Below are 25,193 nucleotides of genomic sequence, written 5' to 3'. Positions count from 1 at the left end.
CGGTAGAGGCGTGCGCTTATCGGGACATTTACCCGATAAGCGCAGCAACGTTATGCTGATACGCCAAAGACCTGAACGGCCTGCTGTAAGCGCGATGAACGCTGGGTCAGATCGGCGGTAGCGTCGGTGACGCGCTCCACCATCTCGGCGTTGTTGTGCGTCATGGTGCCAACGCGTGAAATCGAATCGTTAATCAGATCCAACGCCTGGGTTTGCTCGCGCGTGGCCAGACTAATGTCTTTGATCATCATTGACATCTGCAGTACATCACCAATCATCCCGGTGAGATGCGTTTCCGTTTGCTCCACCATTTTGACGCCGCTATTAACGTTGGCGACGTTCTTCTCGATAAGCTGTTTGATCTCTTTTGCCGCTGACGCCGAGTGCTGTGCCAGATTACGGACCTCTGCCGCGACAACCGCGAAACCACGTCCGGACTCCCCGGCTCGCGCGGCCTCAACCGCAGCATTGAGCGCCAGAATATTGGTCTGAAAGGCGATGCTGTCGATTACGCCAATGATGTCGACGATCTGTCCGTTGTCACGTGATATCGCCTGCATCATGGCGATAGTTTGTTTCATGATATCGCCGCCTTTCGCTGCGTTGGCGCTGGTTTTATCGGCCATGGTCATGGTGTGTGCCGCAGTCTCAGCGGTTTGCTGTACCGCGCTGCCAATTTCTTCAATGGCGGCAGCCGTCTGTTGCAGATCGGCGGAAGTTTCCTCTGAACGCTTATGCAGCGCTGTACCTTCTTTTGACACCCGCTGACTGATGGCGCGAATACCGGATATTTGCGTGCTAACGTCATCGACCAGAGAATTCAAATTAAGTCCGGACTGATTAACCAGACGCATTAGCATTCCGATCTCATCCACCCGATTTAAATGACAGTTATCTGGTTTTCGACCGGACACCACTTTCTTCATTTGCGTCAGTAGCGTATTAACTGGCTGACAAATTTGATACTTAAGGTAAATAGCAAGCATCAGAAATATAAACAGCAACCCTCCAGCCTGAATAAATGGATTAACAGGAACGAAGATAAATAGCACAGCGAGCAGGGCGGTTACCCCTAAAGAATAATTGACGCGTTGACTAATACTCAGCCATTTAAACATTGATGCCCATGACATTATACCGCGGCGAATGATAATGCCTTTAAAAAGGCGAAACCCTTTAAATTGCTGATTATTAATTTTTTGATATAAGTTTTCGCTTTGAGTTATTTCATCGCGCGAAGGAACGGTACGCACCGAGATGTAGCCGGTGAGTTTTTCATTGTGCCAGACCGGCGTAACGTTAGCGCGAACCCAGTAATGGTCGCCGTTCTGCCGGCGGTTTTTCACCATCCCCGTCCAACTGTCTCCCTGCTGTAGCGTGTACCACATATCGGCGAACGCAGCGGGAGGCATATCAGGATGGCGAATAATATTATGCGGTTCGCCCATTAACTGGTGTTCGTTAAATCCGCTGGCGTCGATAAAAGCGGAATTGGCGTAAGTAATATGACTTTCTTTATCCGTCGTCGAAAGCAGCGTCGCTTTATCGTTAAGTGTGTGCTCAATTTGTGTAACGGGCATGTTACTTTTCATAGAGGCCCCATGATGGTATGTATAATCCATACAAAAATCCCCGCAATAAAGTCGGGGAATATTAAAAAGCTGTATTAAACCGTTTTAATAAGAAACGCTGCATTCTCCACTAATCATCATTGCTGTGGAAGTGTTTAAATTAAAAAATCCTATATGTACTATCCATTAAACGTCATAAAAGTGAAACATTTAATACAACCGCATAACGTTGCAAGTCGTTTAACCTGACTTAACGTAAATCGCGCTAAAAAACGTTTTCGCAAAAAGAAAACTGGTATGAAATTATTTTGATGTTATTTCCGTGAGAGTCGCGCCCCTATTATATTTTGTAGGTCATAAATTATGCTTGTTTTCCATTGAGTGTTCCGACCAGTAAAGGAAGCCGCTGGTATTATCCCTGATGGCAACAGGGTTGGTTATCTACTTTTTAGCCGAACAAATGTGAATTAATTGTTTCTGCATGGTTATTCGTTAAATTAATAATGAAGACATGTTAACAATCATAGGCTCGTAACATGTCATATCGCCTGAGTATTCTGGATAAAAGCCCCATCGGGGAAGGTGAAACCGCCGCGATTGCGCTTGCCCGGACATTGCGCCTGGCGCAACTGGCAGAAGAGTGGGGATACCATCGTTTCTGGATCGCGGAACACCATAATACGCCACAGCTGGCCAGCCCATCACCGGAGTTGGTGATCGCCTGGATCCTCGGACAAACCCAACGCATTCGCGTCGGTTCCGGCGGCGTGATGTTGCAACATTACAGCCCATACAAAGTGGCGGAAAACTTCAATCTTCTGGCATCGCTGGCACCCGGACGGGTCGATCTCGGCGTAGGGAAAGCCCCTGGCGGCTTACCGCTGTCGACTCAGGCGTTACAGCAAGGACTTCATCAGGAAGAAAAAGGCAGTTTTGCCGACCAGCTTTCCCAGCTTAACGCCTGGCTGACGCTGAGTGGAACGGAAAGCGGGGAAGCGGTATTCCCAACGCCAATCCCACCGCAACCGCCGGAAGGTTTTGTACTGGGGGCCAGCGTGCAAAGTGCACAGTCAGCAGCGCGATCCGACTGGAATTTTATCTTCGCGGCACACCTCAATGGTGATAAAGCGTTATTGCGTGACGTTTTATCCTTTTGGCAGATCCACAGCACTCGCCCGACGATAGTCGCCGTTCAGGTGATTGTGGCTGACAGTCACGACGCCGCCGCACAGCTGGCGGAAAACGTGCAAATCTGGGGCGTGGAGCTGGAAGATGGTCAACGCGTTACGGTAGGCAGCGAAGAGCAGGCGCTGGCATTTGCCGCGCAGGCTGGCAGCCCGCCACGCAAAATCGCGCGGCGTGAGCTGGCGTTGTTGTACGGCACCGCTCAGGAGGTGATGGCGAAGCTTAAAACCTTACACACACAATTTGGCATTGACGAGTTCATTATCGATACGCCTGTGGCGGAAGGTCACGCGCGTCTGACGTCGCTGCGTTTGTTGGCGCAAGCTCATGACGCCGTGGAGGTGCTCTGATGACTCTCGGCTCAACGCTTATCAACTGGCGTCGTGAATTACACCAGTACCCGGAACTTTCTCTGCAGGAGGACGCAACCACGGCGCGCATCCACGCCTGGTTGCACGCAGCGGACGTCAATATTTTGCCGTTCGAGCTGCAAACCGGTCTGGTCGCGGAAATCGGTCAAGGAGACGATGTTATTGCGCTGCGGGCGGATATCGACGCGCTACCGATAGAAGAAAGCGCCGACGTTCCGTTTCGCTCCCTCACGCCGGGCGTGATGCATGCCTGCGGGCACGATGTTCACACCAGCGTTATGCTTGGCGCCGCGCTGCTGCTTAAACAGCAGGAAACAACTTTACCGGGGCGAGTACGTATTTTGTTTCAGCCAGCTGAAGAGAGTTTCGGCGGCGCAAAAACGCTGATCCGCGCCGGCGCGTTGCAAAACGTAGCGGCTATTTTTGCCATGCACAATGAGCCGGGTTTGCCGGTCGGCGAATTTGCCACACGCGGCGGTGCGTTCTATGCCAATGTTGATCGCTTTGTGCTGCGCATAAATGGCAAGGGCGCGCACGCAGCACGTCCACATGAGGGCAAAGATGCCATCCTGCTCGCCAGCCAGTTGGTAACGGTGTTGCAAAGCGTTGCCAGTCGCGACGTTAACACGCTGGATTCAGTCGTGCTCAGCGTGACCCGTATTCAGGGAGGAAACACATGGAACGTACTACCAGAGTCCGTTGAGCTGGAAGGGACGCTCAGAACGCACCGCACCCAGGTACAGCAGCAGGTTAAGGACCGGGTTAATGACATCGCAGCCGGATTTGCCCACGCTTTTGGCGCACAAATTGACGTAATCTGGCATGCGGGACCGACCGCGTTGGTAAATGATGATCGTTGGGCCGATATCGCCACCGCGGTGGCGAAACAGTCAGGCTACACCACCCACCATGCCGACCTGCATATGGGCGGGGAGGATTTTGCCGTCTACCTGCAAAATACGCCTGGCGCATTCGTCAGTATTGGCAGCGCCAGTGAATACGGCTTACATCACCCGGGATTCAATCCGGACGAGCGTTTAATTGAACCAGCCGCGCATTATTTTGCACAGTTAGCAAAAACGGCATTCGCACACCTTTAATTTTACCTGTTGGGAAGGGATTATTATGGCTGAAAATCGGCAACTACGGCTCGGTACTATTCTGCATGGCGCATCGGGAAATATGTCCGCATGGCGTCATCCGGCGGCTCAGGCCGATGCCAGTATTAATTTTGAATTTGTCAAAGAGACGGCGCTTATTGCGGAAAAAGGGAAGCTGGATTTTATTTTTGTCGCCGATGGTCTGTATATTAATGAGAAATCAATCCCGCACTTTTTAAATCGTTTTGAGCCGTTAACGGTATTATCTGCCCTGGCCAGTATCACCCAGAATCTGGGACTGGTTGGCACGGTGTCCACATCATATAGCGAGCCGTTTACTACCGCACGGCAGTTCGCCAGCCTTGATCATCTCAGCCAGGGCCGTGCCGGGTGGAACGTGGTTACGTCGCCTCTGGAGGGATCGGCAAAAAACTATTCCCGCGCCCAGCATCCAGAGCATGCCCAGCGTTATCGGATTGCCGATGAATATTTACGGGTCGTAAAAGGACTGTGGGATTCCTGGGAAGACGATGCCTTTACCCGAAATAAGGCAAGCGGAGAATTTTTTAATCCGCAAAAGCTGCACACGCTTAACCATCATGGGGATTATTTTCAGGTCGCCGGGCCATTAAATATTGGGCGTACGCCACAAGGCCGTCCGATTATATTTCAGGCGGGCGCTTCAGCAGATGGCAAGAAATTAGCGGCGCAGCATGCTGATGCTATTTTCACCCATCAGGAGTCGCTGGCAGAGGCCAAAGCATTCTATCAGGATGTAAAAAGCCAGCTGGAAAGCGCCGGTCGACATCCCGAACAACTGCATATATTCCAGGGCGTCAGCGTTATTGTTGGCGACAGCGCAGAGGACGTTGAACAGCAATATCAGACTACCGCTGCGCTGGTGTCTATTACCGACGCGCTGAACTACCTTGGTCGCTACTTTGAACATCATGATTTTGCCCAATATCCGCTGGACGCACCGTTCCCGGATCTGGGCTCTCTCGGGCAAAACAGCTTTCGCAGTACGACTGATGAGATCAAACGCACTGCGCATGAGCGTGGCTTAACTCTCCGCCAGGTTGCTCTGGAAGCGGCCAGTCCACGTCCACGCTTTAGCGGTACGCCGCAACAGGTAGCAGACGGTCTGCAGCAGTGGTTCGACGAAGAAGCCGCTGACGGTTTTATCATCCAGGGCGGAACGCCGGATACCTTCCCGCGGTTTGTCGAACAGGTTGTCCCCGTGCTTCAGGCGCGCGGCCTGTTCCGCCATGAATATCCCGGTATGACCCTGCGCGCAAGCCTGGGATTAGCGACACCTGCAAATCAATTCACACAATAAGAGAAAAACGCTATGCAGAAAAAATCAGTATTCCTCGCGCTGTCACTGGCTTTCAGCGCGTCCGTCTGGGCAAATGAGGTAACGATCAACGGCACGGGCGTAAGCCTGGAAGCCAATAAAACGCCGATTAATACGGCAAAAAATCCGCAGGCGATTGCGCAGTTGCCCGCAAACCTGCACCTGGCCGTACCGGGAAAATTCACCGTGGCGATTGCCGGGCTAAGCCAGCCGCCGCTGACCGTCTTTGCCGATGACAATAAAACGCTGATCGGCAGCGAGGCGGACATTGCGCGTCTGGTGGCTGACAGTCTGGGGCTGGAACTCAACGTTGTGCCCACGTCATGGGAAGACTGGCCGCTGGGCGTCACTTCCGGCAAATACGATGCCGCGATCAGTAATATTACCGTCACCAAAGCACGCAAAGAAAAATTCGATTTCGCGACGTATCGGAAGGATTCTCTTGGCTTTTATGTCAAAACGGGCAGCAAGCTGAAGAAAATCGAGCAGGCAGAAGATATCGCCGGTCTGCGCATCATTGTCGGTTCGGGGACAAACCAGGAAGCCATCCTGCTTGCCTGGAACGATGAGAACGTGAAGAAAGGGTTACAGCCGTTTACGCCGGTGTATACCAAAGATGATGCCGCGCAAACCCTGGCCCTACAGTCAGGCCGCGCCGATGCCTACTTCGGTCCTAATGTAATCGGCGCGTGGAAAGCCGCGCTCAACGGTAAAACGCAATTAGTGGGTAGCGTTGATGGCGGTTGGCCAAAAGCGGCACACATCGCTGTGACGCTGAAAAAAGACAGCGGTCTGGTTCTGCCAGTACAAACCGCCCTCAACGGCGTGATTGGCAACGGCGACTATGACAAGGTACTGAATCGCTGGGGAGAAGGGGTGGAACGCATTCCACAATCTGAAATTAACCCGGCCGGTTTAGGCGACTAAGGAGGTCATCGTGAGCGATCAATTTCGCGTGGTCTCACCGGAAGCCAGCGAGCTGCAGCCCATTTTGAACGGTCTGTTCGGTGAATATGCCGCCCGCTATGGCGATTACTTTTCTCGCGACGCTGAAGTGGAACTGACCGAATGGTATCTGGCACCGCAGGGGCTTTTCGTGGTGCTGGAGCGCCGCGGTGAGATTATCGCCACCGGGGCTTATAAACCTTACGACGAAAACACCGCTGAGATTAAGCGCATCTGGACGAAAAGCAGTCTGCGTCAGCAGGGGCTGGCGGCGCGCGTGGTGCGGGAGCTGGAGCGTCGGGCGCTGCTCGCAGGCTACAGCCGGATTTATCTGACCACGGGATTTCGCCAGCCGGAGGCCGTCCGACTTTACTTAAGCCAGGGCTACGATCCGCAATTTGATACGATGCGCGATCCCGAAGAGTACAGCCGACCACCGTTTGATGGGCGACTACGCTTTACCAAACTGTTAACTATCGCCGGTCAGGCAAGAACCGCCTGAGGAGAGAGAAGATGAAAACGACGGATAGCATTAAAGTCGTACCGGCGCGTTACCCCATGCGCACCGTTGGTGCGGTCATTGCTTTGTTTGTTCTGGCGGTGATTATCCAGTCCGTGGCGTTTAATCCGCGCTGGGAATGGGGCGTGTTTGCCCGCTGGTTCTTTGATCCGGTTATCTTATCCGGCCTCGGGCAAACGCTGTTACTGACGCTCATCGGGACGCTGTTGAGTATTATCATTGGTGGTCTGCTGGCGTTGGCGCGGCTTTCATCTTCCTGGCTGTTGAACGGTCTGGCATGGAGTTACATCTGGCTGTTTCGTTCGTTACCGCTGATTGTGGTGCTAATCGTTTTGTACAACTTCTCCTATCTGTACGACACGCTGGCGATTGGTATTCCGTTTACGCCCATTCAGTGGGGGAGTTTTGAGACCATCAATGTGCTCGGCCAATTTTCCACCGCGGTGGTTGGCCTGACGCTGGTGCAAAGCGCCTATACCGCTGAAATTATTCGTGGTGGATTTTTAGGGGTTGATCACGGTCAGTACGAGGCGGCGGCAGCGCTGGGCTTACCGGCATGGCGTCGTACGCTGCGGATTATTCTGCCGCAGGCGCTGCGCACCATTTTGCCTGCGGGCTTCAATGAAATCATCAGTCTGGCAAAAGGGACGGCGATGGTATACGTGCTGGCAATGCCGGAGCTGTTCTATACCATCCAGATGATCTACAACCGCACGCAGGAAGTGATCCCGCTGCTGATGGTGGGCGCGGTGTGGTATCTGGTGATCACCAGCGTCCTGTCGTTAATTCAGCACCTTGTCGAACGCGCGCTGGCGCGCAGCGAACGACGTTCAGCCATCAATACTGCCCGGGTGAGTCGTGCAGAAAAACGCAGTCGTCAACGTCCACAGCAGGAGGCCCTCCATGTCCCACTCGCCTGAAGGCCATATTTCCATTACCGGCGTCAGCAAATACTTTGGCCGTCATAAAGCGCTGGATAATGTGTCGCTGGAGATACCTCCCGGTACGGTAACGGTCATTCTCGGGCCGTCCGGTTCAGGGAAATCCACACTCCTGCGGACCATCAACCATCTGGAGCGCGTCGATGAGGGGTTTATTCAAATCGATGGTGATTACATTGGCTATCGTCGGCAGGGAGACAAGCTGTATGAACTGAAAGAGGCGGAAATTTTGCGCCAGCGCGTAAACGTCGGCTATGTGTTCCAGAACTTTAATCTGTTCCCACACTTAACGGTGCTGGAGAATTTGATTGAAGCGCCCATTGCGCATGGTCTGGCATCGCGTAAAGCCGCCACCGAGCGGGCATTAACCCTGCTTGATGCGGTTGGGCTGCGTAATAAGGCTGATGCCTGGTCGCGTCACTTATCCGGCGGACAGCAGCAGCGTATCGCTATTGCTCGTGCGCTGGCGCTAAATCCGCGCGTTATGCTGTTTGATGAGCCGACATCTGCACTGGATCCTGAACTGGTCGGTGAGGTGCTGGATGTCATTAAAGCACTGGCGCAGTCGGGAACCACGCTGGTTGTGGTGACCCACGAGATTGGCTTCGCCCGGGAAGTCGCGGATCAGGTGGTGTTTATGGTCGATGGTAAAATCGTCGAGCAGGGCAGCAGCGAGCAGGTGTTGAATCATCCACGCCACACGCGTACCCAGCAGTTTTTGTCGAAAGTTCTGTGAGTTTCAGGGAAAGATGGACATGTCTGCATTGGTCGTCGAATGCTGCTCTACACTTAGGGTTTTAACTTTAGGGGGTGCAGCATGATTAAGGTCTATGGGGTACCGGGCTGGGGATCGGCCATCAGTGAAGTGATGCTCACACTGGCGGAGATCCCTTACAGTTTTATTGATGTCGACGGCTTTGACAGCGACGGGCCTTCGCGAGAGTTGCTAAAAACAATGAATCCGCTGTGTCAGGTGCCCACACTGATACTGGAAAATGGCAACGTGATGACGGAAACGGCGGCGATCGCGCTGATGATCCTCGATCGTTGCCCAGCACTTTCGCCACCCGTTGGGCACGCCGAACGCCAGCAGTTTCAGCGTCTGTTGATCTGGCTGGTGGCAAATGTTTATCCCACGTTTACCTATGCCGATTACCCACAACGCTGGGCGCCGGACGCCCCGGCGCAGTTGAAAAAGAACTGTATTGAGTACCGTAAATTGCTTTATATATGGCTGAACGACCAGCTAAACGCTGAGCCGTACGCGTTCGGGGAGCAGCTAACACTTCTGGACGTTTATATTGCCGTTATGCGTACCTGGGGTCCGGGACATGACTGGTTTCAGGACAACACGCCGAATATTAGCGCCATTGCCGATGCGGTCTGTCAGCACCCGAGACTGCGTACTGTTCTGAGAAACAATAAGATCATTTGAATAAAAAACGCTGTTCCGCAGGAGTGCAATTCCCGGAACAGCGGGCGAACTATCGCCATAAGTTTAAATTACGCAGCAGAAGGGGTGAGCGTAATTCGATCCAACGGCCCCACGATAAACAGATAGGAAACCAGGCCGATCAGCCCCATCGAGCCGACGTACAAGATGGCGTAATCAAAGGACTGGGTATTCGCCAGAATGACGCCGATCACCAGTGGGGTGATGATACTGGCCATATTGCCGCACATATTGAATACGCCGCCAGCAATGCCAAGTACTTCTTTTGGAGAGGTATCGCTGAGAACACACCATCCCAGATTGCCAAAGCCTTTGGCGAAAAATGCCAGGCTCATCGCCGCGATAACCACAAACTCTGACGAGGTGTAATTGGCGATAACGATGACGCAGGATAATAGCATTCCGCAGATAACCGGCAGCTTACGGGCAATCGTCAGGCTGTAGCCGCGCTTTAATAGCCAGTCGGAGAAAACGCCGCCTAACAATCCACCAATAAAACCGGCAATGGCAGGGATACTGGCGACAAATCCCACTTTAAGGATCGACATGCCTTTCGCCTGATACAGATAGGTAGGAAACCAGGTCAGGAAGAACCAGGTAATTGACGTCACGCAGAACTGTCCGATATATACGCCAATCATCATGCGATTGACGCAGACGCTTTTAATTTGCGCAAAGGTAATTTTCTGTGACTCTTTTTTATTACCCAGTGACGGTTCGCCCCCGCCGTCCCGGATATAGTCAATTTCCTGCTGGTTTACCTTCGGATGATGCATAGGATCTCGGACTTTGACCAGCCAGAATACGCCAAGAATAACGCCAATCGCCCCGATATAATAAAAAACAAAGTGCCAGCTGAGATTATGCAAAATAATCGTCATTAACGGCGTAATAATGCCTAGCGAGATATATTGTGCGGCTTGATAAACAGAGGTGACAAAGCCGCGTTCGTTATTAGGAAACCACTGCACGCTTAATCGACTGTTGGCTGGAAAGGCCGGCGCTTCAATGGCGCCCATCAGTAATCGCAAGATAATCAATACGACCAACGGGCTGGCGTACAGATAAATGGTGCCCTGAAACATGGTTACCAGCGACCAGCCTATCAGGGCGCAGCCGTATACCAGGCGCGAGCCATAGCGATCCAGTAGCCAGCCGCCGGGGAGTTGCATAATGACATAAGAAATACCGAAGGCAGAAAAGGCCAGTCCCATAGCTTCGGGATCAAAGCCTAATTCTTTACTCATAATCGGCGCCACGACGGATAACGTCGCGCGATCGGCGTAATTAAATACGGTCGCAAGAAACAGAAATATCAGAATGCCGTAACGCACTTTTGTGCGCTTTATTATTGTGTTCATCACCCACTCCTTTCATAAGGTTGAGAGCGTATCTGTAGGGAAGAGGGCGGGTGTTACTTACCCGCCAAATAAATTAAGGACGTTTACCAAACTCGCAGGTCAATTGCGTCCAGCGGCGCGCTTGTTCGCTGATGCTGAACCCCAGACCGTGACGGTCGGAAACCCACATCCGGCCATCGCGCAGCTCAAGCTGTTCATTAAATAACGGGTTCAGCCATTCGAAATGTTCCAGCCATGGCTCAAGCGGGTAAGCGGCGGACAGATGCAGGTGAACTTCCATGGCGAAGTGCGGTGCCAGTTTGCGTCCGTGTTTTGCCGCCAGGTCCATAATTTTCAGGAACGGTGAAATTCCCCCCACACGCGGTGCATCGGGCTGGACGAAATCGCTGGCATTGCCGAGGATCAACTGCTCATGTTCGCGGAAACTGGTCAGCATTTCACCGGTAGCAATCGGGGTATCAAGCGCGGCGGCCAGTTGGGCGTGACCTTCAACATCGTAGGCATCCAGCGGCTCTTCAATCCAAATCAGATTGAACTGCTCCATTTTACGTCCCATACGGATGGCGGTTTCCCGGTCCCACTGCTGATTGGCATCGACCATCAGCGGGAAGTCATCACCCAGCGCTTCACGCACCGCGGTTAGGCGGCGAATATCCTCAGCGCAGTTTGGTTGACCAACCTTGAGTTTGATGCCGCCAATGCCGTTTTCACGGGAAATAACCACGTTTTTAAGCACCTGATCCAGTGGCGTATGCAGGAATCCGCCGGAGGTGTTGTAGCACTGCACGGAGTCCCGATGCGCGCCCAGCAGTTTTGCCAGCGGCAACCCTGCACGTTTGGCCTTCATATCCCACAAGGCGATATCGATAGGGGAGATAGCCTGTACCGCCATGCCGCTGCGTCCGACGGAAGCGCCAGCCCACAGCAGTTTGGTGTAGATCTTGTCGATATCGTTTGGATCTTCGCCTAACAGGTTATCGGCAATTTCTTTGGCATGCGCGTAGATCCCCTGGCCACCAGCCCGCTTGGAGTAACTAAATCCAACGCCCTCAAATCCGTCACGGCTGCGGATCTCGGCGATGATAATGGCGACTTCAGTGAGAGGTTTCTGACGACCAGTCAGCACTTTGGCATCGCTGACCGGTGTTGCCAGCGGAAGGAAAGCGAGGGATAGCTTAACCCATTCGATACGGTCGCCGGTTTCTGCCGCGGTTTTTGCATTAGCCGATTTGGCATAGGTTACGGCATCGGAATTAGCGCTTAAAGACATTTTATTCACTCCTGGTGATAACAAATGATTGCGCTATCATTTTTAATGTTAGCGCAATCACTGTGCCAGCGAATTGATTGTGATTTGAACAATTGCTCACAAATACGGAGATAAAAGGGCGATAACTTGTATGCAACATCACATTCCAATACTTTATGGGGAAACGCCCAAATCATTATGATATCGCTATCATTTTTTACCTGGAGATGATTATCTAAGCTGCTGTTTTCTCTGCGTTATGGTAGTGGGATGCTGGCAATAGCCGAAATCATGATGAATAATGCCAGGATACATCGGCGATTTTTGACAAGGGCATCGACAGTGAAAAACTCCAGACCTCCGCGTGCCCCCACGCTGGAAGATGTTGCCCGTACCGCGGGATTGTCACCCATGACGGTGAGCAGGGCGCTAAATACCCCGCAGTTGGTGCGCCCGAAAACGGTGGAAAAAGTGATGCAGGCGGTACGCGCCACCGGCTATATCCCCAACGCGCTGGCCGGGGGGTTGGCGTCGCGACGCAGTAAGCTTATCGCCGTGGTTGTCCCGCAAATTAACAACAATATGTTTGTCGATACCATCCAGTCATTAAGTGATGAACTGGCTGAACGCGGTTACCACATCTTGCTCTGCGTGTCGGGTTATACGCCGCAAACAGAGGCTGAACTGGTGGCGACGCTACTTTCACGCCGTCCGGATGGCGTAGTGCTTACCGGTATCCATCATACCGCTGAGCTGAAAAAGGTGATCCTTAATGCGGCCATCCCGGTCGTGGAGATCTGGGACTTAACGCCAACCCCCATTGATATGCTGGTCGGGTTTTCGCACGAAAAAGTCGGCCAGGCGCTGGCAGACTATTTGCTGGAAAAAGGCTATAGCCGACCCGGTTTGTTATGGACAGCCGATCGCCGGGCGGGACAGCGTAAACAAGGACTGTGCGATGCGCTGAGACGTCATGGTGTTGCGGCTGACGCACAGGTGGATGTTCCGCTTCCGGCCTCTCTGGCATTAGGGCGCAGTGGATTAGCTCAGCTATTGGCTGAAGGCGCGTTTGATGTCATTGTCTGTAGCTCAGATACGCTAGCCCAGGGGGCGATCATGGAAGCCGAAAGCCGTGGTCTACGCGTGCCGCAGGAGTTAGCGATTATCGGTTTTGGCGATCTCGATTTTGCCGCCAGTAACCGACCTGCGATCACCACCGTCAGCGTCGACCGACGGGCCATTGGACAACGTGCCGCTTCACTGCTTGCCGATCGTATCGAACAAATTCCGCGTGAAGACGATATTATTGATGTCGGCTTTCATCTGGTAGAACGAGAGTCCGCATAAGTTACCTGCATCCCAAAACAATAAGGAATCTGCTATGCCGCACGTCGATATCAAATGTTTTCCTCGCTCCCTTACCGACGAACAAAAATCCGCGCTGGCGGCGGATATTGCCGACGTCATTATTCGTCATTTGCAAAGCAAAGACAGTTCCGTGAGCGTGGCGCTTAATGAAATTGAGCCAGAGGCGTGGCAGGGCGTGTGGGATGCGGAAATTGCGCCGCAGATGGCAAGGTTGATTAAAAAACCTGGCTACAGCATGTAAGAAAAAACGGGCGGAAAATCCGCCCGTTTTCGTTGTGCTTACGGCGTAACGATGTTGAACCAGAATTCGAACTTATCCATATAGCCGAGCATGGCATCAAGCTTGGCGCCGTCCCCGGTTATCTTCACGTCACCGCTGTCTTGTGCCTGTTTCAGCGTCACTTCCTTAAGGATGATTTTGTTCAGCGTGTCGCGATTTAGCGTGACGGTGGCGTCGGCATCTTTTGCTTCGGCATTGGCGGTATGGTTCAGTACGCCATTCTCCAGCTCAAGCTTGTATTTACCGCCGTCGCTACCAAGGTCGATGTTAAATACTGACTTCGCATCGCCCGCTTTTTGTCCGTTGATATGTACCGCCAGATAATCGAAGAACATTTCCGGCGTCATCGCCCGAACGGTATCCGGGCTGGCGGTATTCGGAGTTGGGCCTTTGACTACGCCGTTTCGCAGCTCTTGCGCCCCGGTCAGATAGAAGTTACGCCACGGGCCGGATTCAGCCTGATACCCCAATTGCTCCAGCGCGTCCGCTTCCAGATTACGCGCGGCCTGGTTATTCGGATCGGCAAATACCACTTTGCTCACCACCTGAGCCACCCAGCGATAGTTACCCTGGTCATAGTCGGTTTTGGCTTTCTGCAAAATGGCGTCCGCACCGCCCATATAGTCGACAAATTTCTTCGCAGATTCTTCAGGCGGCAGTTCATCCAGCGTTGCCGGGTTGCCGTCAAACCAGCCGAGATAAAGCACATAGGTTGCTTTCACATCATGGCTAACGGAGCCATAGTATCCGCGGTTTGCCCAGGTATGGGCCAGTGAGTCCGGCAGCTTAAAGTTCGCGGCGATTTCATCGCGGGTCAGACCTTCGTTAGCCATGCGCAGCGTCTGGTCGTTGATGTAACGATACAGGTCGCGCTGGCTTTTCAGCAGGCTTACAACCTTGTCATTACCCCAGGTTGGCCAGTGGTGCTGCGCCATCAGTATTTCGGCTTTATCACCCCAGCGGACAATCGCTTCGTTGATATATTTGGACCACGGCAGCGGTTCACGGATTTTGGCTCCGCGCAGAGAGTAGGTATTGTGCAGGGTGTGAGTGACATCTTCCGCAGACTCAATCAGTTTCTTCTCTTCGATGTACCACAGCATTTCCGAAGGTGCTTCAGACCCCGGAGCCAGCATGAAGTCATAGGTCAGTCCGTCAATGACCTCTTTTTGTCCATCTTTCTCAATGATATTCGTTGGCGCAATCAGCGTAACGGTTCCCGCAGAGGTCGTGGTTCCCAGTCCCGCGCCGACCTGACCTTTGGCATCAGGCTTTAACAGGTTGCCGTACATGTAGCTCGCGCGGCGGCTCATGACGTTACCGGCCATGATATTCTCAGCGACCGCAGCTTCCATAAATCCGGCAGGCGCATAAATTTTCACTTTGCCCGCTTTAACGTCGGCTTCATCAACAACGCCGCGTACGCCGCCGTAATGGTCAACGTGGCTGTGGGTATAAATCACCGCGACAACCGGTTTTTGACCGCGGTTTTTAAAGTAAAGATCCATCCCGACTTTTGCGGTTTCTGCAGAGACCAGCGGGTCAACGACGGTAACACCTTCTTTACCTTCGATAATGGTCATGTTCGACAGATCAAGGTTACGAATCTGGTAAACGCCATCCGTTACTTCAAACAGTCCGCTGATGTTGATCAACTGGGATTGACGCCACAGGCTCGGGTTGACCGTATCCGGCGCTTTATCGCCTTCTTTGATGAACGCGTATTGCTGCGGATTCCAGATAACATTTCCCTGTTCGCCTTTGATCACGTCCTGCGGGAGTGGAGCGATAAAGCCTTTGTGGGCGTCGGTAAAGTCGGTGTTATCGGAGAAGGGCAGTTGGTTGTAAAGCGCGTTGTTGGCTTGTTGCGTGGCGGCGGTGGCGTCTTTAGGAGCCTCAGCGGCCATAACGGGAACAGAAAACGATGTGAGTAACCCAGCAAGTATAAAACTTTGTGCGATTCTATTAAGTTGCATCGTAAAACCTCTCTGACACTTCATAAGTACAGTTGGGGGATGCTGCTTTGACGGATAGCGTTTTGATTAGGTATTTGAGTTAGTGCAACATTAACTATAATTCACATGTATGATTCAGCAAGGAATGAGGGGTAATACATCTAATTGGTTTTTCAGAAGTTATAAGAAAACAGTCGTGGATGACAGCGGAGAACTGCCATCCGTTAGTAAAGTATCATTCAACTGCGATGATGCGCTTCCCGCTGGAGACAAACGTTCCGGCCCCAAGGTGATGCAGAGTATTGAGCTTGCCATCATCAAACTGCCAGCGTCCTTCCACGAAGGCTCGCTCATCAGCGGCTGCCGAAACCACTTCCCCAAACAGCGTGTCATATTTTTCCTGCGCCGCAGTGGCCGGCAACAGGCGACACTCCATCCAGGCCAGACATTTCGCTTCTATCAGCGGTAACCCCAGGACCGGTCCTTGTACCACGGGAATGCCATAGCAGTTGAATTTATCTTCCACGCGACCGGAAACACTGCCTACGGCCCAGGTCCAGTTGACGGCGGCGACGCCCGGAATCACGATGCCGAATTTACCGCTACGTTCAATGAGTTCACGCGACCAGGCGGTCTTATCAACAACAATGGCTACCCTCGGCGGTTCAAATTCCACAGGCATTGACCACGCCGCAGCCATCACATTGCGCCGCTCGGTATGCTCATCCCGGCTGGTGATCAATATCGTAGGGCCGTGATTGAGTAGCCGACTGGCATGTTTTAATTCGATCGAACGAAAATGGCTCATGGATACTCCTTGGCTGAGAGATAACACACCACAATAAACATAGATATTAACGGTATTAGCGATTTTGTCGCCTCGCCAGCAGGAACAACGCACAAAATCGACGGCGTAAATTTAAAAATGCGTTATAAGTACTGCATTAACCGAACAGGAACTCCGTATGACGCCTTTTTTAACCGCTTATTTTGCCCGTATTGGCTGGTCAGATTCGGCCAACGTCAACATTGAAACCTTACGAGCGCTACATCTACTGCACAACAGCGCAATTCCATTTGAAAACCTGGACGTATTGCTGCCAAGAGAGATGCAGCTTGACGATTTGTCGCTGGAAGAGAAGCTGGTCACGGCGCGTCGCGGCGGTTATTGCTTTGAACAGAACGGAGTGTTTGAACGCGCATTACGCGAAATCGGTTTTAACGTACGCAGTTTGCTCGGTCGCGTGGTACTGGCAAATCCGTCAAGCCTGCCACCGCGCACGCATCGTCTGTTGCTGGTTGAATTGCAGGGTGAGCAGTGGATTGCTGACGTTGGCTTCGGTGGGCAAACGCTGACGGCGCCGATTCGGCTGCAAGCTAACATTGAGCAGGAAACGCCACACGGCGAGTATCGGTTGATTCAGGACCATGAAGACTGGATCCTGCAGTTCCGTCATCATGAACACTGGCAATCAATGTACCATTTCGACCTGGTGGTACAGCATCAGAGCGATTATCTGATGGGCAACTTCTGGTCCGCTCATTGGCCGCAGTCACATTTTCGCCATCATCTGCTGATGTGTCGTCATCTGCCTGACGGCGGGAAATTAACATTAACCAATTTTCATTTTACCCATTATCAGGATGGACACGCGGTAGAGCAGATTAATCTGCCTGACGTCGCCAGCCTGTATGCTTTGTTGCAAGAACGGTTTGGACTGGGCGTGGATGACGCAAAGCATGGGTTTACCCAGGATGAGCTGGCAACGGTCATGGCGGCGTTTGATACGCATCCGGAAGCGGGGAAATAGGGGCATCTGACGTTATGCCGGATGCGGCGTCATCGCCTTATCCGGCCTACGGAAACGATTAAAAATCTATCGCCCATTCTGCGTGAAACAGGATCACCGCCGAACCGGTAATGGTGACTTTATCCGGCTGGTTTTCACGGATAGTCACCGTTACATCAACAATCCCGTCGCGCCCGAGCGCGCGGCCCTGATGCCCCTGAACACGTAACGTTTTGCCATCATGCGCCATCAGCCCATGGTGAACCAGCCATGCACCCATTGGACCGTTGGCATTGCCGGTAACAGGGTCTTCCACAATACCAATGGCAGGCGAAAACATGCGGCCATCAGTAGCGTTTTCGCCCGGACGGATTTGAAAAGGGAAGAAACCGTTACAGCCTATTTGCTGGCTGATGGCGGTCAGCGCCGGTAAATCAGGGGAAAGGGCGTCGAGATCCACCTCAGGCTTCAGTGGGATCATCACTTTCGAATGTCCGGTGGTGGCAACCTGAATGGGTAAGCCTGTCAGCATATCGTCTTCGCTCAGGTGCAGAGCATTGATAATCGCGGCCCGAACAGCGCCTTCCAGTGGAGGTTCAAATCCGGGTACACCTTGCTCAAGGCTGATGCGATAGTCATCCCCGGTAGCTTCGATATCCACCCGATGACGTCCGGCCAGCGAGGTTTGCCAGACCGTGCAGTTGCCCAGACCCAGCACCTTGGCCCGCACATAATGTGCGGCGACGGTAGCATGTCCACAGATAGGCACTTCGACCGTCGGCGTGAAATAGCGGATGCGAACATCGCTGTCGTCGCTGGTCAGCAGGAATGCGGTTTCCGAATGGCGCAGCTCGCGGGCAATGAGCTGCATTTGCGCTTCGCTCAGTCCGTCGGCATGCAAAACCACGCCCGCTGAATTGCCGCGAAAGGGGACCGAAGTAAAGGCATCAACATGATAAACCTGTGGTTTCATTAGCGTTCTCCCTGGAATGGAGAAGCATCATAACGTACAAAAAGCGGGATAGCGATGCTGCCCGGTAAGCGCATGCGCTACCGGGCAGCAGAGGACATTATCGGCGGGAACGCACGATTTGATAGCGGCGAGTAAAGTACTCAAACGGCGCACTCCACACGTGGACCAGACGTGTGAACGGGAACAGCAGGAAGATAGTCATCCCGAGAACCAGATGCACGCGGAAAATCAACGCCACGCCATCCAGATGTGCAGACGCACCGCCCTGAAAAGTCACCACCGACTGCGCCCAACCAACCAGTTTCAGCATTTCACTGCCGTCAGGATGCTGCGCAGAGAATGGGATAGTGGTTAAGCCGAGGATACACTGAATCAGCAGAATGCAGAGGATCAGAATATCGGCGGTGGAAGAGGTTGCACGAATGCGCGGGTTGGTCAGACGGCGCACCAGCAAGCCTGCGCCACCAATCAGCGTCAGCACGCCACATAGCCCGCCGGCAATCATCGCCATCTGTTGCTTGACCGCAATCGGCAGGAACCAGGCATACATCCAGTGCGGTGTTAACATGCCGAACAGGTGCCCGAAAAAGATCCCCAGAATGCCGATGTGGAACAGGTTCGACCATAACACCATACCGCGTTTGTCCAGCATCTGGCTGGAAGAGGCGCGCCAGGTGTATTGCCCGTAGTCATAGCGTAGCCAACTGCCGAGGATAAACACCGTCCCGCACAGGTACGGATAGATATCGTAAAAAAAGACGTTCAGGTACTGTATCATTTCGGGCCTCCCGCGCTGACGTCGACATACTGCGGCGCCACGTCCTGGCTAAAGCGTCGTTGATAGTTTTGTAACGGTGAGCTGTCGCAGGCGGTGGCGTTATCTTCGATAAACTTCACCTGTTCCTCTTCCCAGACCGCATCCAGCGCCTGACGGGTATCATCGCGAGTTTCCGCGCCAACCTGTTTAGTGACGCTGTCACTTGAAAGAGGGCTTCCGGCAAGCAGCAGCAGGGCGTCGAACAGTTGATACCACGGTGTATCGCGCTGTTTTAAGCGTCCACCCAGTAACGCCAAAATCGGTGCGACGTTCTGCAGTCCTTCTTTGGCCTCGGCCTCTGGCAGTACGCTCAGATACTCCAGATACAACGGCAAATGATCCGGCAGTTCGCGGCAGTTGAGCTGCAGCCCAACCTTCTCGTACTGCGCCAGCAGATCAACCATCGCCTGGCCCCGGTCGCGGGATTCGGCGTGCACGTGCTCAAACAGCAGCAGAGAGGTAGCCCGGCCCCGGTCGAAGATTTCGCACCATTCCGCTTGTTTATCCAGCAGTGGCGCATTGAGCAACCCCTGGCTAAATTCGGTCAGCATTGGGGCTTCGCTGGCCACAAGCGCCAGCGCGTCGTCTTTACACTCCCACAGCAGCTCGTCGGGATATTCCATCAGCAGGCCGATAACCTTCAGGATTTGCATTATTCACCCTCCGCTTTATCGCGCACTTCGGTGATGTCGATGGCATCAATACGACTGCTGTTAAACAGATTGAATTTGGTATCTGAACCATGGCAGCCGTCACCGAAGGTAAATCCACAGCCGTTTTTCTCCGGGAAGGCGTCGCGCGCCATTTCACGGTGGCTGGTTGGGATCACGAAGCGGTCTTCATAGTTGGCGATGGCCAGATAGCGATACATCTCCTCGACCTGCTCAACGGTCAGACCCACTTCCTCAATCGCGCGGGTGTCCGTCACGCCTTCGACGGTTTGCGCACGCATATAGTGGCGCATGGCCATCATCCGTTTGAGCGCGCGCAGCACCGGACCGGTATCGCCTGCGCTTAACATGTTAGCGAGGTACTGAACCGGAATTCGCAGTGATTCAACCGCCGGCAAAATGTTGCCATTGTGCGGCAGTCCGCCCGCGTCGGCGACCGACTGAATTGGTGACAATGGCGGTACATACCAGACCATCGGCAGGGTGCGATATTCCGGGTGCAGCGGCAACGCCAGCTTCCAGTCCATCGCCATTTTGTAAACCGGCGAACGTTGGGCCGCTTCGATGACGTTATGCGGAATACCTTGTTTTAACGCTTCTTCAATCACCGCCGGGTCGTGCGGATTGAGGAACACATCGCACTGACGCTCATAGAGATCGGTTTCATGCTCGGTGCTGGCCGCTTCTTCGATACGGTCGGCGTCGTACAGCAATACGCCGAGATAACGGATACGCCCAACGCAGGTTTCCGAACATACCGTCGGCTGGCCGGACTCAATACGCGGGTAGCAGAAAATGCACTTCTCTGATTTACCGCTCTTCCAGTTAAAGTAGATTTTTTTGTACGGACAACCGCTGATGCACAAACGCCAGCCGCGACATTTGTCCTGGTCGATCAGCACGATGCCATCTTCTTCACGCTTATAGATGGCACCGCTCGGGCAGGTGGCGACGCAGCTTGGGTTCAGGCAGTGTTCGCACAGGCGCGGTAAATACATCATGAAGGTGTTTTCGAACTGGCCGTACATCTCCTTTTGCATCTTCTCAAAGTTACGGTCACGGGCACGTTTTGAAAATTCGCCGCCGAGCAGCTCTTCCCAGTTGGGGCCCCAGATTATCTTGTCCATCCGTTTGCCATCGATCAGCGAGCGCGGACGCGCGGTGGGCTGATTCTTGCTTTCCGGCGCGCTATGCAGATGCTGATAATCGTAGGTAAACGGTTCATAATAATCATCGATTTGCGGGATCACCGGGTTGGCGAAAATTTTGGTGATCACGCCCATCTTGCCGCCCAGACGCGGTCTTATCTTGCCGTTAACATCGCGAACCCAGCCGCCTTGCCACTCTTCCTGATCTTCCCAGTTTTTCGGATAACCAATACCGGGTTTGGTTTCAACGTTGTTAAACCACGCATATTCCATCCCTTCACGCCCGGTCCAGACGTTTTTACAGGTGACGGAGCAGGTGTGGCAGCCGATGCACTTATCCAGATTAAGAACCATGCCTACCTGTGAGCGTATTTTCATTTTTTCGCCTCCTGTACCTGATCGCGACCTTCATCATCCAGCCAGTTAATATTTTTCATTTTTCTAATCATGATGAACTCATCGCGGTTAGAGCCGACCGTGCCGTAATAGTTGAAGCTGTATGCCAGCTGCGCATAGCCGCCGATCATATGCGTGGGTTTCGGGCAAACGCGGGTGACTGAGTTATGGATCCCGCCACGCATTCCGGTGACTTCCGAGCCAGGGATATTAATGATTCGCTCCTGAGCGTGGTACATCATGGTCATTCCCGGTGGCACACGCTGACTCACCACCGCACGCGCGGTGAGCGCACCGTTGGCGTTGAACGCTTCAATCCAGTCGTTATCCTCAATGCCCAACTCTTTGGCATCGGTCTCGCTGATCCAGACAATCGGGCCGCCGCGCGACAGCGTCAGCATCAGCAGGTTTTCGCTGTAGGTAGAGTGGATCCCCCATTTCTGGTGCGGGGTCAGGAAGTTGAGTGCTTTTTCCGGGAAGCCGTTAGGCGGAACTTCGCGCATTTCGCTGACGCTACGGGTATCGATAGGTGGACGATACGCCACCAGGCTTTCACCGAACGCACGCATCCACGCGTGATCCTGATACAGCTGCTGGCGACCGGACAGGGTACGCCAGGGGATCAGCTCGTGGACGTTGGTATAACCAGCGTTATAGGAAACATGTTCACTTTCCAGCCCGGACCAGGTAGGGCTGGAGATGATTTTGCGCGGCTGCGCCTGGATATCGCGAAAACGGATCTTCTCGTCTTCTTTGTTCAACGCCAGATGCGTATGGTCGCGTCCGGTCATCGCCCCCAGCGCTTCCCAGGCTTTCACCGCCACCTGACCGTTCGTTTCCGGCGCCAGGGCAAGGATCACCTCCGAGGCATCCAGCGCGGTGTCAATCAGCGGGCGTCCTTTTGCCGGGCCTTCACGCTTGGTGTAGTTCAGCTTGCCGAGAAAATCGACTTCCGTCTGGGTATTCCACGCTATGCCTTTCCCGCCGTTGCCGAGCTTGTCCATGAGTGGACCAAGTGAGGTAAAGCGTTCGTAGGTGGCAGGGTAGTCACGCTCCACAACGGCAATATTGGGTGCCGTTTTCCCCGGGATAAGATCGCATTCGCCTTTGCGCCAGTCCTGAATATCAAACGGTTGCGCCAGTTCTGCCGGGGAGTCGTGTTGCAACGGTTGCAATACCACATCCGTTTCTTGTCCAAGATGTCCGACGCAAACCTCAGAGAATACTTTGGCGATGCCTTTATAAATTTCCCAATCGCTCTTCGATTCCCACGCGGGATCGACCGCCGCCGACAGCGGGTGAATAAACGGATGCATATCCGAGGTATTCATATCGTCTTTTTCATACCAGGTCGCGGTCGGCAAAACGATATCGGAGAACAGGCAGGTGCTCGACATACGGAAATCGAGCGTGACCAGCAGATCGAGTTTGCCCTCTATCGCCGCGGACTGCCATTCAACTTCTTCAGGTTTAATACCCTCGCTTGAGCCAAGCGCTTCCCCCTGGATCCCGCTTTCGGTACCCAGTAAATACTTGAGCATGTATTCATGCCCTTTACCGGATGAGCCGAGTAGGTTAGAGCGCCAGACGAAGAGATTGCGCGGATGGTTGCTACCGCTATCCGGCTGCTCGCAGGCAAAACGAATATCACCCGATTTCAGCGCCTGCGCGGTGTATTGCGCAGGAGACAACCCCGCTTGTTCGGCTTTTGCTTTAACGGTCAGTGGGTTGAGGTTAAGCTGCGGCGCGGACGGCAGCCAGCCCATCCTTTCTGCACGCACGTTAAAGTCAATCAAATGTCCGCTAAACTTCGACGCATCGGCCAGCGGAGAGAGGAGTTCCTGCGCGGTGAGTTTTTCATAACGCCACTGGCTGGAGTGGTTGTAGAAAAACGACGTGCTGTTCATCTGACGCGGTGGGCGGTTCCAGTCCAGCGCAAAGGCCAGCGGCAACCAACCGGTTTGCGGACGTAGTTTCTCCTGACCCACATAGTGCGCCCAGCCGCCGCCGCTTTGCCCCACGCAACCACAGAACACGAGGATGTTAATCATCCCACGGTAGTTCATATCCATGTGATACCAGTGGTTGACGCCAGCTCCAAGGATGATCATCGAACGGCCATGCGTTTTATGTGCCGTATCGGCAAACTCGCGGGCGATTTGTTCGATATGACGGCGTGGCACGCCGGTAATTTGCTCGCCCCAGGCCGGGGTGTAGGCTTTCACTTCGCTGTAGTCTTGTGCGCTATGAACGTCATCCAGACCACGGTCGAGACCGTAATTCGCCAGCACCAGATCATAGACGCTCACTACCGGGCAACGACTCCCATCAGCGAGGTTAAGATGTTTTACCGGCAGTTGACGGATCAGCACCGGCTCTTGTTTTACACTGCGAAAATGCGGGTTTTCGTTGCCACCAAAATAGGGGAATGCCACGCCGGTCACTTCATCATGCTGACCGAGCAGCGAGAGAGAAAGTTCTGTTTCCGCGCCAGCCGCCAGGGGCTCCAGGTTCCATTTGCCTTTCTCGCCCCAGCGAAAACCGATTGACCCGTTCGGGACCACCAGTTCACCTGCGCTGTTAAAAGCTACCGTTTTCCACTCTGGATTGTTGCTTTCGCCCAGACCATCGACAAGGTCTGAGGCACGCATCATGCGTCCAGGCACATAGCTGCCATCTTCCCGGGCATCCAGTAAAACCAGCATCGGCATATCGGTATAGCGACGGCAGTAATTGAGGAAATAATCGCTGGGATTGTCGAGGTGGAACTCTTTCAGAATGACGTGGCCCATTGCCATCGCCAGCGCGCTGTCTGTGCCTTGCTTGGGTGCCAGCCACTGGTCGCACAGTTTGGCGACTTCTGAGTAATCCGGGGTAATGGCAATCGTCTTAGTGCCTTTGTAGCGTACTTCTGTAAAAAAGTGCGCGTCAGGGGTACGGGTCTGCGGCACGTTAGAGCCCCAGGCGATGATATAACTGGAGTTATACCAGTCGGCGGATTCTGGCACATCGGTCTGCTCGCCCCAGGTCATCGGTGACGCGGGCGGTAAATCGCAATACCAGTCATAAAAGCTCAGGCAGGTTCCGCCCAGTAGCGAGAGATAGCGCGTGCCAGCGGCATAGGAGACCATCGACATCGCCGGGATCGGAGAGAATCCGGCCACGCGGTCCGGGCCATAGGTTTTCACCGTCCAGACGTTGGCGGCGGCAATCAACTGATTAAGCTCTTTCCAGTTGGAACGGATAAACCCTCCGCGCCCGCGCACCTGCTTGTAGCTCTGGCATTTTTGCGGGTCGTTCATAATGGATTCCCAGGCCAGCACCGGATCGGGCTGGCGGGACAGGGCGTCGCGCCACAGTTCTATCAGACGTTTACGCACCAGCGGATACTTCAGGCGGTTGGCGCTGTAAAGATACCAGGAATAGCTGGCGCCGCGTGGGCAGCCGCGGGGTTCATGATTTGGCAGGTCAGGGCGGGTACGCGGGTAGTCGGTTTGCTGCGTTTCCCAGGTTACCAGTCCGTTTTTGACGTAGATTTTCCAGCTACATGAGCCGGTACAGTTAACGCCGTGGGTAGAACGCACAATTTTGTCGAACTGCCAGCGTTGACGATAACTGTCTTCCCAGTCGCGGTTGGTGTGCATTACTTGCCCGTGCCCCTCGGCAAACGTATCGCCCTTTTGTTTAAAGTAGCGAAAGCGGTCTAACAGTTTACTCATGACATAACTCCTGCTTCGGTAAT

Annotated in this window: 19 protein-coding genes and 1 pseudogene; 10 read left to right on the top strand and 10 right to left on the bottom strand. The window is 53.5% G+C overall.

Annotated features, from left to right (window positions below; genetic code table 11):
- Positions 1-50: 50 nt before the first annotated feature.
- A complete protein-coding gene (locus E1B03_RS13550) occupies positions 51-1,592 on the bottom strand; it encodes a methyl-accepting chemotaxis protein (RefSeq protein WP_133086389.1) in 1,542 nt (513 codons plus the stop codon).
- Between the two features lie 515 nt (positions 1,593-2,107).
- On the opposite strand from E1B03_RS13550, the gene E1B03_RS13545 reads away from it, so the two are divergent.
- The 7 genes and pseudogenes from E1B03_RS13545 (at position 2,108) to E1B03_RS13510 (ending at position 9,425) form a co-directional block, all read left to right on the top strand.
- Positions 2,108-3,106 carry an MsnO8 family LLM class oxidoreductase gene (locus E1B03_RS13545; protein WP_133086388.1) on the top strand — a complete coding sequence of 333 codons (999 nt, stop codon included), beginning with the start codon at positions 2,108-2,110 and terminating at the stop codon, positions 3,104-3,106.
- Positions 3,106-4,227 carry an amidohydrolase gene (locus tag E1B03_RS13540; RefSeq protein ID WP_133086387.1) on the top strand — a complete coding sequence of 374 codons (1,122 nt, stop codon included), beginning with the start codon at positions 3,106-3,108 and terminating at the stop codon, positions 4,225-4,227. Before E1B03_RS13545 ends, E1B03_RS13540 begins: the two co-directional genes overlap by 1 nt.
- Before the next feature lie 25 nt (positions 4,228-4,252).
- Positions 4,253-6,511: pseudogene (locus tag E1B03_RS26220) on the top strand (NtaA/DmoA family FMN-dependent monooxygenase).
- A gap of 10 nt (positions 6,512-6,521) precedes the next feature.
- Positions 6,522-7,031, top strand: coding sequence for a GNAT family N-acetyltransferase (locus E1B03_RS13525; RefSeq protein ID WP_103770629.1), 510 nt, complete (start codon positions 6,522-6,524; stop codon positions 7,029-7,031).
- A gap of 11 nt (positions 7,032-7,042) precedes the next feature.
- Positions 7,043-7,969: an amino acid ABC transporter permease gene (locus E1B03_RS13520; protein WP_133086385.1), complete on the top strand. Its 927-nt coding sequence runs from the start codon at positions 7,043-7,045 to the stop codon at positions 7,967-7,969.
- Positions 7,953-8,726 carry an amino acid ABC transporter ATP-binding protein gene (locus E1B03_RS13515; protein ID WP_016153129.1) on the top strand — a complete coding sequence of 258 codons (774 nt, stop codon included), beginning with the start codon at positions 7,953-7,955 and terminating at the stop codon, positions 8,724-8,726. The genes E1B03_RS13520 and E1B03_RS13515 overlap by 17 nt, the downstream gene beginning before the upstream one ends.
- An 81-nt stretch (positions 8,727-8,807) precedes the next feature.
- A complete protein-coding gene (locus E1B03_RS13510) occupies positions 8,808-9,425 on the top strand; it encodes a glutathione S-transferase family protein (RefSeq protein ID WP_133086384.1) in 618 nt (205 codons plus the stop codon).
- 68 nt (positions 9,426-9,493) lie between these two features.
- Here E1B03_RS13510 and E1B03_RS13505 read toward each other — a convergent pair whose 3' ends face one another.
- Both E1B03_RS13505 and E1B03_RS13500 read right to left on the bottom strand, forming a co-directional pair.
- Positions 9,494-10,804: an MFS transporter gene (locus E1B03_RS13505; RefSeq protein ID WP_103770626.1), complete on the bottom strand. Its 1,311-nt coding sequence runs from the start codon at positions 10,802-10,804 to the stop codon at positions 9,494-9,496.
- A gap of 73 nt (positions 10,805-10,877) precedes the next feature.
- Positions 10,878-12,074: an L-talarate/galactarate dehydratase gene (locus tag E1B03_RS13500; RefSeq protein WP_032943493.1), complete on the bottom strand. Its 1,197-nt coding sequence runs from the start codon at positions 12,072-12,074 to the stop codon at positions 10,878-10,880.
- Positions 12,075-12,347: 273 nt separating this feature from the next.
- Here E1B03_RS13500 and E1B03_RS13495 point away from each other — a divergent pair, with 273 nt between their 5' ends.
- Both E1B03_RS13495 and pptA read left to right on the top strand, forming a co-directional pair.
- The gene (locus E1B03_RS13495; protein ID WP_425456659.1) at positions 12,348-13,400 is read left to right on the top strand and encodes a LacI family DNA-binding transcriptional regulator; all 1,053 of its coding nucleotides are present in this window, start codon (positions 12,348-12,350) and stop codon (positions 13,398-13,400) included.
- 34 nt (positions 13,401-13,434) lie between these two features.
- The gene (gene pptA, locus E1B03_RS13490) at positions 13,435-13,662 is read left to right on the top strand and encodes a tautomerase PptA (RefSeq protein ID WP_103770625.1); all 228 of its coding nucleotides are present in this window, start codon (positions 13,435-13,437) and stop codon (positions 13,660-13,662) included.
- Positions 13,663-13,700: 38 nt separating this feature from the next.
- Here the strand turns inward: pptA and E1B03_RS13485 are convergent, their stop codons facing one another.
- Both E1B03_RS13485 and E1B03_RS13480 read right to left on the bottom strand, forming a co-directional pair.
- Positions 13,701-15,677: an alkyl/aryl-sulfatase gene (locus E1B03_RS13485; protein ID WP_103770624.1), complete on the bottom strand. Its 1,977-nt coding sequence runs from the start codon at positions 15,675-15,677 to the stop codon at positions 13,701-13,703.
- 214 nt (positions 15,678-15,891) lie between these two features.
- Complete coding sequence (locus tag E1B03_RS13480) at positions 15,892-16,464, bottom strand: flavin reductase family protein (protein WP_133086383.1); 573 nt, start codon at positions 16,462-16,464, stop codon at positions 15,892-15,894.
- Positions 16,465-16,621: 157 nt separating this feature from the next.
- On the opposite strand from E1B03_RS13480, the gene nhoA reads away from it, so the two are divergent.
- Complete coding sequence (nhoA, locus tag E1B03_RS13475) at positions 16,622-17,467, top strand: N-hydroxyarylamine O-acetyltransferase (protein ID WP_133086382.1); 846 nt, start codon at positions 16,622-16,624, stop codon at positions 17,465-17,467.
- Positions 17,468-17,525: 58 nt separating this feature from the next.
- On the opposite strand, the gene E1B03_RS13470 is transcribed toward nhoA, so the two are convergent.
- From E1B03_RS13470 to E1B03_RS13450, 5 genes are all read right to left on the bottom strand, one after another.
- A complete protein-coding gene (locus tag E1B03_RS13470; protein ID WP_103770621.1) occupies positions 17,526-18,419 on the bottom strand; it encodes a PhzF family isomerase in 894 nt (297 codons plus the stop codon).
- A 97-nt stretch (positions 18,420-18,516) separates the two neighbouring features.
- Positions 18,517-19,197, bottom strand: a complete 681-nt coding sequence (gene narI, locus E1B03_RS13465) for a respiratory nitrate reductase subunit gamma (RefSeq protein WP_133086381.1) — start codon at positions 19,195-19,197, stop codon at positions 18,517-18,519.
- Positions 19,194-19,889 (bottom strand): nitrate reductase molybdenum cofactor assembly chaperone, encoded by a 696-nt coding sequence (narW, locus tag E1B03_RS13460; RefSeq protein ID WP_133086380.1) that lies wholly within the window; start codon positions 19,887-19,889, stop codon positions 19,194-19,196. Before narW ends, narI begins: the two co-directional genes overlap by 4 nt.
- Complete coding sequence (gene narH, locus E1B03_RS13455) at positions 19,889-21,433, bottom strand: nitrate reductase subunit beta (RefSeq protein WP_008784807.1); 1,545 nt, start codon at positions 21,431-21,433, stop codon at positions 19,889-19,891. The genes narW and narH overlap by 1 nt, the downstream gene beginning before the upstream one ends.
- Entirely contained in the window at positions 21,430-25,170 is a 3,741-nt protein-coding gene (locus E1B03_RS13450; protein WP_133086379.1) for a nitrate reductase subunit alpha, read from the bottom strand. The genes narH and E1B03_RS13450 overlap by 4 nt, the downstream gene beginning before the upstream one ends.
- Positions 25,171-25,193: the final 23 nt, after the last annotated feature.

This window comes from Citrobacter arsenatis, assembly GCF_004353845.1.
Taxonomy (GTDB): Bacteria; Pseudomonadota; Gammaproteobacteria; order Enterobacterales; family Enterobacteriaceae; genus Citrobacter; species Citrobacter arsenatis.
Note: the sequence above shows the minus strand (reverse complement) of the source record. Positions and strands in the feature narration are given on the sequence as shown.